We start from the raw sequence: 14,310 nt of genomic DNA on the forward strand, positions 1-14,310 counted from the left end.
TTTCGAGAACTTTACCGTTATACATACGAAGGGAGGTGCAGGATGAAGCCCGGGCAGCTACATCAGATACTTCAACCGAAAATGTTAGAAATCCAAAAATACTTGATTCGTCTCGGGGCACCTGCAGCCGACGCGGAAGATATCGTACAGGAAACGGTGTATAAGGCTCTTTTGTATATCGATTCCATTGATGAGAACAAATTCAGTGCGTGGCTATATAAAGTGGCGATCAATCGCTACTATGATCTGTGCCGCCGCGGCAAGCGGATAGTCATTCCGATTGATGATGTGGATGTGCCAGTTATGGAACTGCCGGAGGATTATGTGCTGTTAAAAGAGAAACGAGAAGACATCGAACGTGTATTGGATGAGCTTCTACCTCTCCATAAACAACTCATTATTATGAAATATGAGCTGGAGCTGTCCTATCAGGAGATAGCAGAGCTCCTCGGGATCACGACGGATACGGTCAAATCGGCATTGTTTCGTGCCCGCAAGCAATTCCAAAAAAAGTACAGAGGTGAAGTGGAATGACGGCTCCATGGGAACAACAGGATGATCAGAACCTTTCAAAAGTAATTAAGAAAGCAAAACGAAAAACAATGATTCGTAATACGATCGTTTCTCTGGTCGTGACCGTTATAGTATTGTTCGGAGGCATGCTGGGCAACGCTCATTTAACAAGCTGGTTAGCGATGCGTGGTCTGGATGAGGAGAAGATCATGATGGAGATTAGTAGTCCTAACCTTCATGAGTTGAGAACGGAGCTGGATCTAGGATTTTTAGCGGGCAAAGTTGAGATCAGCTCTTACAAGGTTATTGAGGGGGTACCTGTTGTATGGGATACCCGAAAATTAGATTTTAGTATGAGCAGCCGCTTTTCTCTGCTTAATAGGGGATATTCTAGTATAAATGTGCCTGACCCGGTAATGACAAGCCAAAATTATGAATACTACCGAGGATATAACAGTCAAAATGGACAGCGGGAAATGTTATTCTACGTGCCGGGAGTGAATTATAACGGAAAAGTGTTGAATGACCTCCCTGCGCTTGAACAAATGGATCCAGGTAAGCTGGTAGAGATGGCAGTTTCTTTTGATAAAAGCTATACACAGGCCGAGGTTGAAACAATGCTGCCGGCTGAGCTGACACAGGCATGGTATTGGGTAGATACGTATGACAATAAGAAGAAACTTGAGTTTATCACAAATGAAAGTAGTCCAAACAAGTATGCATTGCCAGAATCAGCGAGACAAGTATACGGTTACGGTGTCAAATGGGAGGGGTTATTTAACCCGAAACCAGAGGAATTTCTGCAATCACTAGCCTATGGACTTCAGAAGAAGGGCAAGTATTATGGAGAATTTGAGCGAATCACGAATTATTTGAAAAAGGGTAAAGCGGCACCGGAGGCCAGCGACGTACTGTTATATGGAGTCGTCGTTACAGGAACTGCGAAGGAGCTGCTAAGCCTCAAAGGAAAGCCCTATGTTAATACGGCAGTTCTCGGCGCGATTGTGGATAAATATTAGATCCGTATAGTAACGCTAAAACAACTGGGTACCGTACAAGCGTAACTGAATCTCTGAAATAATTAGGGAATTTCCCCTGAAATTCTGAGATCTTTGATCATCTAACTAATAATTAAGGAATTCCTCCCTGTCATTTGGCTGTTTTGGTAGAAAACAAAGAAATACTCTAGCGCACAGCGCACATACACTATCCGGTTAAAGTAAAGACTGCATTGTGCCTGTTTCTAAAAAAGAAGCTACCCATAAGTAGGTACTCTACTTCTTGGATAGCTTCTTTTTAATTTAGTTCACGGCTCACCAAAGCTACGTCCATTTGGCAGACCAAAGTTTCATTTCCTTCAAAATTTGATGCAAGTCCTCACCTTTTGGAGTTAACGAATATTCCACGGTAACCGGTACGGTAGGAAACACGTGACGTTCTAGTACCCCGTGTTCCTCTAAATGGCGCAGCGTACTAGTTAACGCGCGAGGGCTGACATTAGTGATTTTTCGCTGAAGCGCTCCAAAGCGTTGGGTACCGTCGAATAACTCTCTTAGTACGAGAAAAGCCCATTTTCCGCCCAATACCTCAAGTGTTTTTTCTACATTACATTCAATAGTAAGTGGGGTTTTAGGGATATAATTATTGCTAGATTTAGCTGTTGTCAAGGAATCTCCTCCTGTTTTGGTGCCACTATACTCTTGTATAGTAACTACTCTAGAGATCATATAGTAAACTAAATTTCACTTCTTCCTATTATATACAAACTATTCTAGAATGAATATGTTCGCTAGGCAACCTGCTGAAATCATAACACGGAACTATGGAGAGGAGCAGTTATTATGAAATATCGTAGATTAGGTGGAACGGGCCTTAAAGTTAGCGAGATTAGTTTGGGAAGCTGGCTGACATATGGAGGTTACGTAGAAAGAGATAATGCTGTTAAAGCCATTGAAACCGCTTACGATTTAGGCGTGAATTTTTTTGATACGGCCAATGTTTACGAAAAGGGTGCTGCTGAAAAAGTGCTAGGCGAGACCTTGCGGAATTATCCGCGAGAATCCTATGTGCTCGCAACGAAAGTATTTGGCGAAATGGGGACAGGGCCTAACGATCGTGGATTATCCCGCAAGCATATTATGGAACAGTGTCATGCAAGCTTGCAGCGTCTCGGCGTAGAATACGTGGATATTATGTATTGCCACCGTTTTGATACAGAAACTCCAATTGAAGAGACTTTGCGTGCGCTGGATGATCTGGTTCGTCAAGGTAAGGTGTATTATGTCGGGGTTAGTGAGTGGACTGCGGCGCAAATGACGGATGCTTTAGCTGTAGCCGATCGTTATTTGCTGGATCATATCGTGGTTAACCAACCGATTTATAATATGTTCGAACGTTATATTGAAAAAGAAATCATTCCGCTCGGCGAGCGCCGTGGCATTGGACAGGTTGTATTTTCTCCACTGGCTCAAGGGCTGCTAACTGGAAAATATAACGCAGAAATCCCTGAAGACAGTCGTGCGGCTAAGCTGGATCGGTTGAAGAAGGCGTTTACGGAAGAGAAGATTGAAAAGGTTCGTCAATTAAGCGGGGTCGCTGCAGAGCTGAATATTTCTGTGGGAAATCTGGCTTTGGCTTGGATTTTGCGTCAGCCTAATGTAGCTAGTGCGCTGGTGGGTGCCAGTCGTCCGGAGCAGGTTGAAGAGAATGTTAAGGCTTCGGGGATAGAGCTTACCGAGGATACTTTGAAAAAAATTGAAGAGATTCTTAAATAGAGACAGCTTTATAAAAAAAGGAGATATGATCATGGCGAAAGTAGTGGTTACTGGCGGAAGCGGGATGCTGGGCAGATGGGTAGTACGGCATTTTGTAGAACAAGGGTATGAGGTTGTGAATGTAGATACGCAGAAATCACCGGATTCTTTGTGCCAAACTTTGATTGCTGATTTGAATAATCTGGGTGAAGTGTATGGCGTATTAGCAGGCGCTGATGCAGTCGTACATTTGGCTGCGATCCCAGCCGCAAATATAAAGACAAGTGAAGTCACTTTTCAAAACAATGTAGTATCCACCTACAACATTCTGGAGGCTGCTGCTGGACTAGGCATTCGCAAAGCCGTTATTGCTTCCAGTGAATCCTCTTATGGCATCTGTTTTGCGGTTAACCCTCTAGGACCACAGTATGTACCTATGGATGAGGATCACCCACAATTGCCTGAAGACAGCTACGGTCTGTCCAAGGTTGTGAATGAGCAGACCGCAGAGATGTTCCAGCGCAGAACGGGCATACAGGTCGTTTCCCTAAGAATCGGAAATGTCATTGATCCATCCGCGTATGAACGTTTCCCTTCCTTCATTCATGATCCAGCGCAGCGCGATCGGATATTGTGGAGCTATATTGATACACGGGATGTAGCGACAGCTTGCCAATTGGCGATCGAAACGGACGGACTCGGTGCGGTGGCACTTAACATATGTGCAGATGAGACCAGCATGGCTATACCTAGCAGAGAGCTAATGGCCGCACGTTATCCAGAAGTGACGGACTACCGTCAGCCGCTGGAAGGCCATGAGTCGTTACTCAGTAATGCGAAGGCTAAGAAGCTGCTGAGTTGGCAGCCAAAGCACTTATGGCGAGATTATGTTAACGATTAAATAACGAGCCAGGTTTACTTTTACTATAAATGAGAGTTCAAAAAGTACGGTTTTCAGCACCGAGAAGATTGGATGAAGGTAGAAACTGAGGAGCGGAGCGTAGTGTTAGCTACGTGAGCACCGGAAGTTTTGCCTGAATTCAATATTCGATGTCGGGTACGCTTCTTGTGATCCTTCGTGAGCAAAAGCGGACTTTTTGAACATCCTCTATAAGGAGCGTTTGAAATGAAGGTATTATTTATCGGAGGTACGGGACTGATTAGTCAGGCTGTTTCCCCGCTTGCCGTAGAGCAAGGGATCGAGCTGTATTTGTTCAACAGAGGACAAAGAGGCGAATTCGTTCCGGATGGGGCGAAGGTGATTCAAGGAGACATTCGTAACCCGGCGGAGGCTGCCGAAATATTACGAAATTACGAATTCGACGTTGTGGTGGACTGGATTGCTTTTACACCGGAACATGTGCAGACAGATATTGACCTGTTCAGAGGGAAGACGAAGCAATATATATTTATCAGCTCAGCCTCGGCGTACCAGAAACCGCAGCGTAATTATGTAATCACAGAAGAGACACCCCTGGAGAACCCTTATTGGGAATACTCGAGGAATAAAATAGCCTGCGAGCAGCTATTGATGGAAGCACACAAGAGCAGCGGGTTCCCGGCTACGATTGTTCGTCCTTCCCATACTTACGGAAACACTGCCATCCCTGCGGCACTCACGAGTGGACAGCATCCATGGTCCTTGATAGATCGTATCCGTCGCGGCTTGCCTATAGTGATTCATGGAGATGGAACATCTTTGTGGACACTGACGCATAACTCAGATTTTGCAAAAGGGTTCGTCGGATTGCTAGGGCATCCGGATGCGATTGGGGAGGCCATTCATATTACATCTGACGAGGTATTGAACTGGAATCAGATCTATGCGGCTATCGGGCGAGCGGCAGGGGTGGAGCCGAAAGTGGTTCATATCTCTACAGACTTTATCACAGCCTTCACTCCTTCAGGGACGGCGGATGGCTTGATCGGCGATCAAGCGGTCAGCAGTGTTTTTGACAATCGTAAAATCAAACGTCTCGTGCCTGATTTCCAGGCGACCGTCCCTTTCACTGAAGGGATAAAGCAGTCGGTTGTTTGGTTTGAGGCACATCCTGAACAATGCACGGTGGATGCAGAATGGTCTGAGCTATTGGATACGCTGATCGAGAAACATGGAGTTGAAGCGAAGCCGCTTTCATACTTCTCATAAGTGTAGGTCCTTAAAAAGGCGGTTTGTTTCCTTCGGGAGCAGCCGTCTTTTTCTTGTCTATGTAAGGTTATGGAATGAATCAGAAAATCATGAATATACTCTCACTACCTTAAATTCCGTTAAAAAGGAGTCCTGGCCATGCCAACACATCCCTTTGTCTCGCGTTTTTTTGTAAACTCAGATGCAAGTCGTGAGAAGTTAATTTATGATTTGCCAGAATCCTGGTGGAGCCGTCCCTTTGAATATGAGTGGTGTATTAACTTCATTTCTCCACATGGTGTGGTGCTGGACGCTGCTTGTGGAATTCCTCATCCCTTGAAATTTTATTTAGCTGGGGTATGTGCAGAGGTTTATGCTTGCGATATGGACAGCAGGGTTATTTACCGGGAGGACATCCTAGAAGCAATTACAGATGAGATCGGGGAAAAAGCGGCGAAACAGGTTATAGCTAGAAGAACTAACAACTTGCATCTTGCTCAGGCCAATCTTGCGGCTCTTCCATATGAGGACGAGAGCTTTGACACTATTTTTTGCATATCAGTGCTGGAGCATTTGACCTTAGAGGATACGGTGGGCACTTTACGGGAATTTCACCGAACGTTGAATGAAGAAGGGTTGCTCGTGCTAACATTCGATTACCCAACGGTAAACTTAAATCTTATGAATGATTTGCTGCTGCAGGCTGGTTTTCAATATTGGGGGGAGACGGATTTTGAGTTGCCTGCAGATGCTGTGTCCACAGATTTGTGGGGGGGGTTACAGTGCTTCCGGGCTGTTTTGAAAAAATCAAAGGGATAACAGGTCTTCTTACCCTTAAATTAGTAATCTATTTCCAGTAAGCTAGAATAAGCTAATATAGATAATGCTGATGATAGGAGGCTGTATTTTTGAGATTAGGGTCGAATATGCTGCGAAGAATGATACTCACAACCCTTATGTTATCACTGATCCTCCCTTCGACGATTGCATCTAGTGCAGCCTCGCCATCTTCAGAACCTATCAGACTTGCTTTTGCTGGTGATATTCTCTTGGATGGTTTTGTGGGTGATCAGATCGCGAAATACGGAGTGAACTTTCCGTTTGTGAAAGTCGCACCTACCTTGCAAAAGGCAGATATCGCCTTCGCGAATCTAGAAACGCCAGTGTCTATTCGAGGGAAGGCTGCAGAGAAGACCTTTGCCTTTAGGTCCAAACCAACAGTGCTTAGTGGCTTAACCTATGCTGGGATTGACGGCGTATCTTTGGCTAATAATCACATATTAGATTTCGGAACAGACGCTATGCTCGACACACTGGTGCATCTGGATCGAAACAAAATTGGCCATACAGGAGCAGGCAAAGATGTAGAGGAAGCGTTCAAACCGTATACACGGACGGTAAAGGGGAAGAAGATCGCTATCTTAGGGGTAAGTCGAGTGCTTTCAGGCCCTTCTTGGTATGCCGGCAACAATAAACCGGGAGCTGCCTCAGCGTACACCTCGCAGCCTATGCTTACGGCTATTCAGAAGATGTCTAAGGAGAATGATTACACGGTTGTGTACATTCACTGGAATGAAGAGTTTAAGGATTACCCTGAAAAATATGCCCGTACGCTAGCCAAACAGATGATTGATAGTGGTGCTGATATCATACTCGGCGCACACAGCCATTGCCTGATGGGCATTGAATACTACAAAAATAAACCGATCTATTATTCACTTGGAAACTTTGTGTTTAATCGTTCAACACGTGGTGGAGAAAAGACGCTTCACTCGATGCTAGTGAATTTTGAGATTAATGATGCCCAGGTGACGAGTAAGATTACACCAGTCAAGATTATTGGGGGACAGCCCAACTTTATGGATGATTCTTACAATAGGAAGACGATCAAGCTAATGAATAACCTTTCTTATAATGCAATTGTTGATGCGAATGGCAGGGTTACGGAGAAGCCACTATAACGATAGAATAGATCGACCAGAGATCACTGGTCGGTTTTTTTGTAATTAAATTCAATTAATTATACTAAATTTATCCAATATTTGATCTTTCTATTAATAATATGTAATACTTATATTAAACCAGTACATAGTTGAAAGCTAGATTGTCGAAAAAAGTTGATGCATAAAGCATAAATAGTCTGTATTAAATCTACTAAACATATCTATGCTCTTATTTACGTCGGAGTGTTTCCAGACTTGATGTATTGGGTAAATGAGGGTATCAATAGGGATACTCTGCAAGCTAATTTGTAATCGCAATGTTGGATATTTATTAATTTCAAGACGAATAATTTGGTTCGCTTTACAGCATTTTGTCGAAAACGTACATCATTTTGTCGAATAATTGTCGATAAATATCATATTTTGTAGAAATAAAATTGACAGGGAATGAATAGCACTTTAATATTAGAGTATAGCGTAATCATTACTATCACATAGAAGCCTACATAGCTTTTAGCAAAAATGATTATTAATGTTAATTCAAGGGAGGATGTACGATGATGAAAGCGACAGGCATAGTAAGAAAAGTAGATGAATTGGGACGTATCGTAATTCCTATTGAACTACGTAGAACGATGGGAATTGACATAAAAGACCCGCTCGAGATTTTTGTAGATGGAGAGAAAATTATTCTTAGAAAATATGAGCCAACTTGTATCTTCTCCGGAAGCGCAGAGAACCTCATCAATTTCAAAGGTAAAATGGTAAGCAAAGATGTTCTCGATGAGCTAATTTCTAGCTTTGACAGAGTGTAGTCGATAGATTACACATTTTTGTTAAAAAAAGAACCGGTACAGCAAGCACAGAATTGTGCATGCTGCCGGTTCTTTTTTTAATATCACATTAAAAAAGCAGCAGATCCCCTTAAAAAATAGGAAACCCACTGCCCAAACGATATTTATTCAGGCTCCAGCACACTTTGAACTTTTTTGATAAAGGCTTCATATTGCACAAGGCCGAGTTCCATACACAGCTTTTGGTAAGGGGACAGTTTGCAATCTAGTTGCTTTAATTTCTGATCAAGATCATCGTACATTGCCTGCTTTTCTATCAATGCTTGCCGAAGTAGATTATCTATGTTCTCTTTATCGGTCTTATCTCCGAAATACAGATGCATAAAAAAATCTGAACGCAGCACTTCCTTTTCGGCCGGTCTTTGCAAGTAAGCATGGAACTGATTCAAGCCGGCAGGGGTAATAGTAAATATATTTTTGTCAGGTTTGCCTTCCTGGCGTACGGATTCTTTGGTGATTAGCTCTAGCTTTTCCATCTTACTTAGGGTTGGGTAGATAGTGCCGTAGCTAGCATCAAAGAAAAAAGAGAAGTATTCCTCGAAATGCCGTTTTATCTCATAACCCGATTGAGGTTTTTCACATAATAATCCTAGAATCACATCTTGTATGTTCATGAATCGTTACCGCTCCTTTCGTTCACCTCCTACCATATCACAACTGCATATCGCTCTCAATTTGAATTGGCATAATCGAAGTGACAAACTACATCATTACGCATTTGTTGGTACAGGCTCTTGCTCTCTCGATAACTGAGTTTCCTTACGAATGAAGGTTAGGATAATGCTTAATCCAGCTATTGCTGCGCCAATGCAGAGTAGGTAGAACATATCTTTCCATATACCATTACCTCCGATAACCAGGTCGAGCATACCATTTACCGCGTAGTAAGCAGGTGAGAAGGGACCGATCCAGCTATAAAACGGAGACAATACGTCACGAGGAATCGTTGCGCCGGAAGCCAACATTTGGATGGAGAGCAGCGCAATATTTAACCAGGCGCCAGCGTCCCCAAGAAGCAGCAGACTGAACTGGGCAAGGATCATACAGGAGAGAATAACGGTGAATTCAAACAGCCACATGAGTAGAAAACCGCGGCTAGAGTGAATCCCTAGTGAGTTAACCATCATAGTTCCCACTAGTGATGTGATTATGGCTGTTCCACCCATGATTACGAATCGTGCTGCCAAACGATCCCATTTACCGAATTGGCCAGACAGGTTGGAGGACGATTTTTGGAGATTCATAGCGAGCAACATAGCTCCGGTAAAGGAGGCAGTAACAATCATTAACGGAACCATAGTTTGTGCAAAGTTAGTTGTGGGATTGATGATTTGAACGTTTGCGGAGATTCGGCTGCTTGCCGCACTTTTGATGACCTCTGCTTGTGCCTTCGGCAGTTTCATAGCTTCAAGGGTTTGGTTTAGTGTTGCATCACTGCTTTGAGTGTTCATGGCAGCCGTGACTTTAAGGGCTACAGTCTGCATAACATTGCTAACCATTTGCGGATTGGATTCATTTACGAGGTAACGGAGTTCAGCCTTTGTGGAAGGATTGCTGATCTGTCCGGTAAACCCTTGCGGAATATTAATAATCATACGAATTTTCCGATTTTCCAGCTCTTTCCGGGCTTCCTTCAGCGTGAAGTCCTGTTTAGTTACGAACTGCAGCGAGCCTGCAATCCCTTCGGCAATGGGCTGGGCATTGGCACCATCCTCATTCACTATAGCAATGGGCAACCGATCTACTCGATCGGTTACATGGTCATAGCCTGTAATCCAGATCAAACTGAAAAAGACTTGGAACAACAGTGCAGTTATGATCCCGATGATAGTAGCAGGCTGCTTGAGAAAGCGCATGATTAATTGAAGTGACATGGATATCTCTCCTTTATATTTCAATGTGTTATATTACAGATTGAAATATATCATAATGAAATATAAACTGCAACAAGAAATGTGGAGAGCATGGACATTCTGAAGTGATATCATATATCATAGGGCTTGTACTGGAGAATTCGTGCAGATGAATGTGCTTACCTGAAGCAAAAGAGAATGGGGAGGAACAACAGATGAGTAATGAGGTACAAGGAACAGAACTGAACGCGGTTCACTCGGAGTTGAACAAGCCGGAAGCGATTGTTTTTGATATGGATGGAACATTGTTCCAGACTGAAAGTCTTTTATTACCTGCATATCATAAAATGTTCGATATTTTGCGGGAAGAGGGACTATATGCAGGACCTACACCACCGGAGGAGCGTATTCTAAGCAGCTTAGGGATGCTATTGGCAGATATTTGGAAGAAGGTTATGCCTGATGCCGATGAGGCGGTACACCGCCGTGCAGATGAGCTGCTGTTGCAGCTAGAGGTCGAAGGACTTGAAGCAGGTGGGACGTTATTGTATCCTGAAGTGGTCGAAACACTGACTGCCCTAAAAGAGCGTGGAGTACGATTGTTTGTGGCTAGTAATGGGCTGGAGGAATACATTCACAGTATAGTTGTGGTGCATGAGCTTAAAGAGTTATTTGAAGGATTGTATAGTGCGGGTGGTCAAGGCACTGCGACGAAGACAGAATTGCTGCGCATTTTGCTGGACAATCATGGAATCAAGAGTGCCTGGATGGTAGGCGATCGCTCGTCCGATGTGGAGGCAGGTAAGGGAAATGCTCAAACTGTCATCGGCTGTGCATATGCAGGGTTTGGACGTCAGGATGAGCTGAAGGGCTCCGATGTAATTATCACCTCCTTCAATGAGTTGATAGACTTGTACGACAACGCATCGGTTAGCGAATAGGAGTATCGCGATTTAGATTTGGAAAACAAAAAAAGGCAAACCTCGTAAGTGGAGGTTTGCCTTTTTTTGATGTTTCTAAATTTTGCTATCAATTATTTGTATAATAAAGATGACACTCCAAAGGAGGCGACAGGGTTGAAGAATAGAAACATAAAGCTGCGGATTATTTGGGTAATTCCTAATGTTTTTATGTATGTTCTTTTTATAGTCTGTGGTGTATTTGTATTCTCTAATGTATTTGGGCTACGGGATATAAATCGGCTGGGCATTTGGCTGATCATGTTGGCACTTTTATTGTTTGCGTCTTTGTTTGGCTCTTACCGAATATGGTCTTGGATTAAACAAGGTAACATGTAGATTAGGCCGCCCATGAATGGGCGGTTTTTTTGCATTCGCATCGTTTAATACCTTCCGGTTGAGTTCAGAATCCATCTGTGGATGGACTTCAACGTGCCGGAGTTCAATTAAGCTTAAAGTATTATTTTCAACAAATATAGAAAAACGAAAGAGGGTGACCAACATGCTCAATTATGTAATTGTTGTAATTGTTGTGATGTTATTAGCATTACGAGAGAAAGAGGTGAAAGCCTCCCGCTTATGGATATTGCCTGCTGTACTTGCATACTCCCTTCTGTCTGGTATTGGCAAGTCTGTAATTACTCCATTTGGAATCCTGCTGTGTATCGTGTGCTTGATCGTTGGATTAGCTGCGGGTGCTTGGAGAGGAAAGCTAATGAAGGTGCGTATTCATCCTGTTACAGGTAGAATAACTTCTAAAGGCTCTTTGGCCAGCATCGTTATTTTTATTGTGATTATGCTCATTCGTCAACTGGCAGGCGCGTGGGGGGCACATTATTCTGTGCTCTCCTTAAGTACGGCGATGCTTTTTATTCCGCTGGGTAACATCTGTGCAAGCCGCTATTTTCTCTATTTAAAGGTGCAACGTTTGCAGTAATAAACCCAAAAATATTTAATTGAAATGGGATGGATATCATTAAACAGACCTTTGCAGCGGTTTGGCTGTCTATTTCGGTTCAGGTTAGAAACGTTATTTTAAGCTTGCTATTGTGCTTTAGTCTTGTTGGTCTTCTGAAGGAGGCGGCTTGGACAGAGTTAGTCATAGGAATATTAATCCGGCTTCCTTACCTTATTTTGATTTGGGTTCCAGAGTGGCTTCGGGGTAATCGTGTGCGTATAGCTGCTGTGGTGATAATCTGGATAGTCACGGTTTCCTATGCTATTTTTTTTAATGTAGCCAATGGAGCTGCTGAATTCATCTTCTATCTTATAGGATACCTTGTGTTAAGCTTACCGATTTACACATCTCTTTTGCTAACTACAGTCATAATTAGTATGGATGCATTCATTTTTGGAATTTGTCAAATGGCACCCAATCAGATCCTGATCTTTTCCATTGCCCATGCAGGAACCTATATTTTATTTTGGGGGAGCAGAGTAAAACGTGAAACTAATGAAGCTGCTAAACGCCATTATGAGGAATTGCGGGAGGTTCATGCGCAGCTAAAACAAACGCATGAAGAACTGCAAGATACACATCGGGAGTTGGAGGAGGCGACTGTACGTTTACTACATTATGCAGTGCTTGAAGAGCGAAGTCGGATTTCTATGGATCTTCATGACAGCATCGGCAATGGGTTAACATCCGCGATTGTACAGCTTCAAGCTTTACCCTATATGATGAAAAAAGATGCCGCAGAAGCGGATAAAGCAATGATTACTATTCTGAACGTAGTTAAACATAGCTTGCAAGAAGTACGTACGGTTGCACACCGGATGGGCAGCGATGAAGTTGGGCTTGGTTTAGTTGCTTTATCCAGTTTGGTTAATCAGGTACGGGAAATGGCAGGGTTTACAATTAAGTTCTTCACTCCTGAACCTACGAGTCTTTGGACTCCAGAGACTTCTGAATTACTATATCGTACGCTTCAAGAAGCGCTGACGAATGTTATTCGCCATGCCCAGGCTTCAGAGGTTGAAATATGTATCTCGGAGATTGAAGGCAAACTAGCGATGTCTGTGGAGGATAATGGCATATACAGCGAAGAGCATGTCGTTGTTCCTGGCTTTGGTCTATCCAGTATGAAGGCTCGTTGCGAAAGAGCTGGAGGTTCTTTAAGTGTTGAAGCTGTGAAGCCACAGGGGATGAAATTGACACTTAACATTCCACTGCATGATACGAAAGATAGAACAAGAGGTGAGAAGTTATGACCACCCCAAGTATCCGGGTGCTTTTGGCTGATGATCAGCATCTGGTAAGACATGGCTTGCGGTTTATTATTAATGCTCAAGAGGATATGGAGGTAGTAGGTGAAGCATCTGGTGGCCATGAGGCCGTCCTATTGGCAGTTCAAGTTGAACCCCATGTAGTGCTGATGGATGTACAAATGCATGAGGGAGATGGGATTGATGCGACCCGTAGAATTGTTGAAACTCTGCCGGATTGCAAAGTGGTTTTCCTAACTACTTTTGACCAAGAAGACTACGTATACCGAGGAATCCGCGCAGGGGCAGTAGGATACTTACTTAAGGATGCTGCACCTGACGAATTGGTTGATGCTGTGCGTGCCGCATACCGTGGGGAGGCTATTTATCGTACAACTGTAGCTGCCAAAGTGATTGGTCAAGCTGTGCGGTCAGCCCCTGAGGATAAAGCGTTGGATTCAGCTTCATATGAACCATTGCTTGATCCATTTACAGAAAGGGAATTGCAAGTTCTACAGCAGATGGCTTATGGATTGCGCAACGAGCAGATTGCCCGTAAACTCTATATTGGTGAGAGTACGGTTAAGACTCATGTGCATCGAATTCTCCAGAAAATTCAAGTCGATGACCGCACACAAGCGGTCGTATTTGCAATCAGGAATCGGTATGTAAAATAAGATAATATGCAGATAACTAAGCGGCGACTTGCTTTCAGCTTTCAATCAAAACTAAAAGAGAATATTTACAATTTATTGTTATTTGATGATGAGAAACTGGGAAGTAAGTCTAAGGAGCATAAAAATGATAATGAGTTTTCTTTTTATTGCTTTAAGTGCTGGAATTGGAATAGGTAATATTTAGAAATAAACAAACGACCGCCTTTGTGCATCCTGCAAAGAAGCGGTTATTTTGCTTTTGATTATTATTTTACGCCTCAGCGGTCTTAGCCACCGCATCTAATCCTAACCTCTCGACAGTCTTCATAACCAATGCAGGCAGAGCGCCAACGAGCCATCGTTTGCTCTGTTTTTTTGTACTGCGGGTAAATATCTCGACACCAATCGAGTTTTTGTGAGTTTTTTGTGAGATTGATTTGGTTTTA

16 protein-coding genes are annotated in these 14,310 nt (G+C 43.3%); 13 read left to right on the forward strand and 3 right to left on the reverse strand.

Going from position 1 to position 14,310, the window contains the following annotated elements; translation table 11 throughout:
* Window positions 1–42: 42 nt before the first annotated feature.
* Both MHB64_RS09165 and MHB64_RS09170 read left to right on the forward strand, forming a co-directional pair.
* A complete protein-coding gene (locus MHB64_RS09165; RefSeq protein WP_094874451.1) occupies window positions 43–534 on the forward strand; it encodes an RNA polymerase sigma factor in 492 nt (163 codons plus the stop codon).
* Window positions 531–1,532 (forward strand): anti-sigma factor, encoded by a 1,002-nt coding sequence (locus MHB64_RS09170; RefSeq protein ID WP_094874450.1) that lies wholly within the window; start codon window positions 531–533, stop codon window positions 1,530–1,532. Before MHB64_RS09165 ends, MHB64_RS09170 begins: the two co-directional genes overlap by 4 nt.
* Window positions 1,533–1,835: 303 nt before the next feature.
* On the opposite strand, the gene MHB64_RS09175 is transcribed toward MHB64_RS09170, so the two are convergent.
* Window positions 1,836–2,180: a winged helix-turn-helix transcriptional regulator gene (locus MHB64_RS09175; RefSeq protein ID WP_042186450.1), complete on the reverse strand. Its 345-nt coding sequence runs from the start codon at window positions 2,178–2,180 to the stop codon at window positions 1,836–1,838.
* A 174-nt stretch (window positions 2,181–2,354) separates the two neighbouring features.
* Between MHB64_RS09175 and MHB64_RS09180 the strand changes: the two genes are divergently transcribed.
* The 6 genes from MHB64_RS09180 to MHB64_RS09205 all read left to right on the forward strand — a co-directional run bounded on the left by MHB64_RS09180 (window position 2,355) and on the right by MHB64_RS09205 (window position 8,152).
* Window positions 2,355–3,287: an aldo/keto reductase family protein gene (locus tag MHB64_RS09180; protein ID WP_341134208.1), complete on the forward strand. Its 933-nt coding sequence runs from the start codon at window positions 2,355–2,357 to the stop codon at window positions 3,285–3,287.
* Window positions 3,288–3,318: 31 nt separating this feature from the next.
* Window positions 3,319–4,167: an NAD-dependent epimerase/dehydratase family protein gene (locus tag MHB64_RS09185; protein ID WP_094874449.1), complete on the forward strand. Its 849-nt coding sequence runs from the start codon at window positions 3,319–3,321 to the stop codon at window positions 4,165–4,167.
* A 225-nt stretch (window positions 4,168–4,392) separates the two neighbouring features.
* Window positions 4,393–5,415 (forward strand): SDR family oxidoreductase, encoded by a 1,023-nt coding sequence (locus MHB64_RS09190; protein ID WP_094874129.1) that lies wholly within the window; start codon window positions 4,393–4,395, stop codon window positions 5,413–5,415.
* A gap of 138 nt (window positions 5,416–5,553) precedes the next feature.
* On the forward strand, window positions 5,554–6,213 hold the full coding sequence (locus tag MHB64_RS09195; protein WP_094874130.1) for a class I SAM-dependent methyltransferase: 660 nt from the start codon (window positions 5,554–5,556) through the stop codon (window positions 6,211–6,213).
* A 137-nt stretch (window positions 6,214–6,350) separates the two neighbouring features.
* Window positions 6,351–7,355, forward strand: a complete 1,005-nt coding sequence (locus MHB64_RS09200) for a CapA family protein (protein ID WP_445671633.1) — start codon at window positions 6,351–6,353, stop codon at window positions 7,353–7,355.
* A gap of 539 nt (window positions 7,356–7,894) precedes the next feature.
* Window positions 7,895–8,152: an AbrB/MazE/SpoVT family DNA-binding domain-containing protein gene (locus MHB64_RS09205; protein ID WP_042125931.1), complete on the forward strand. Its 258-nt coding sequence runs from the start codon at window positions 7,895–7,897 to the stop codon at window positions 8,150–8,152.
* 143 nt (window positions 8,153–8,295) lie between these two features.
* On the opposite strand, the gene MHB64_RS09210 is transcribed toward MHB64_RS09205, so the two are convergent.
* The gene (locus MHB64_RS09210; protein WP_094874131.1) at window positions 8,296–8,805 is read right to left on the reverse strand and encodes a PadR family transcriptional regulator; all 510 of its coding nucleotides are present in this window, start codon (window positions 8,803–8,805) and stop codon (window positions 8,296–8,298) included.
* A gap of 96 nt (window positions 8,806–8,901) precedes the next feature.
* Entirely contained in the window at window positions 8,902–10,065 is a 1,164-nt protein-coding gene (locus MHB64_RS09215) for a YhgE/Pip domain-containing protein (protein WP_341134209.1), read from the reverse strand.
* 194 nt (window positions 10,066–10,259) lie between these two features.
* On the opposite strand from MHB64_RS09215, the gene MHB64_RS09220 reads away from it, so the two are divergent.
* The 5 genes from MHB64_RS09220 to MHB64_RS09240 all read left to right on the forward strand — a co-directional run bounded on the left by MHB64_RS09220 (window position 10,260) and on the right by MHB64_RS09240 (window position 13,885).
* Window positions 10,260–10,985 (forward strand): HAD family hydrolase, encoded by a 726-nt coding sequence (locus MHB64_RS09220; RefSeq protein ID WP_094874133.1) that lies wholly within the window; start codon window positions 10,260–10,262, stop codon window positions 10,983–10,985.
* A gap of 135 nt (window positions 10,986–11,120) precedes the next feature.
* Complete coding sequence (locus MHB64_RS09225) at window positions 11,121–11,342, forward strand: hypothetical protein (protein ID WP_341134210.1); 222 nt, start codon at window positions 11,121–11,123, stop codon at window positions 11,340–11,342.
* 163 nt (window positions 11,343–11,505) lie between these two features.
* Window positions 11,506–11,940 (forward strand): hypothetical protein, encoded by a 435-nt coding sequence (locus tag MHB64_RS09230; RefSeq protein WP_341134211.1) that lies wholly within the window; start codon window positions 11,506–11,508, stop codon window positions 11,938–11,940.
* Window positions 11,941–11,969: 29 nt separating this feature from the next.
* Complete coding sequence (locus tag MHB64_RS09235; protein ID WP_341134212.1) at window positions 11,970–13,214, forward strand: sensor histidine kinase; 1,245 nt, start codon at window positions 11,970–11,972, stop codon at window positions 13,212–13,214.
* A complete protein-coding gene (locus MHB64_RS09240) occupies window positions 13,211–13,885 on the forward strand; it encodes a response regulator (protein WP_094874136.1) in 675 nt (224 codons plus the stop codon). Before MHB64_RS09235 ends, MHB64_RS09240 begins: the two co-directional genes overlap by 4 nt.
* Window positions 13,886–14,310: the final 425 nt, after the last annotated feature.

Source organism: Paenibacillus sp. FSL K6-2859 (assembly GCF_038008265.1).
GTDB classification, from domain to species: Bacteria; Bacillota; Bacilli; order Paenibacillales; family Paenibacillaceae; genus Paenibacillus_AQ; species Paenibacillus_AQ nitricinens.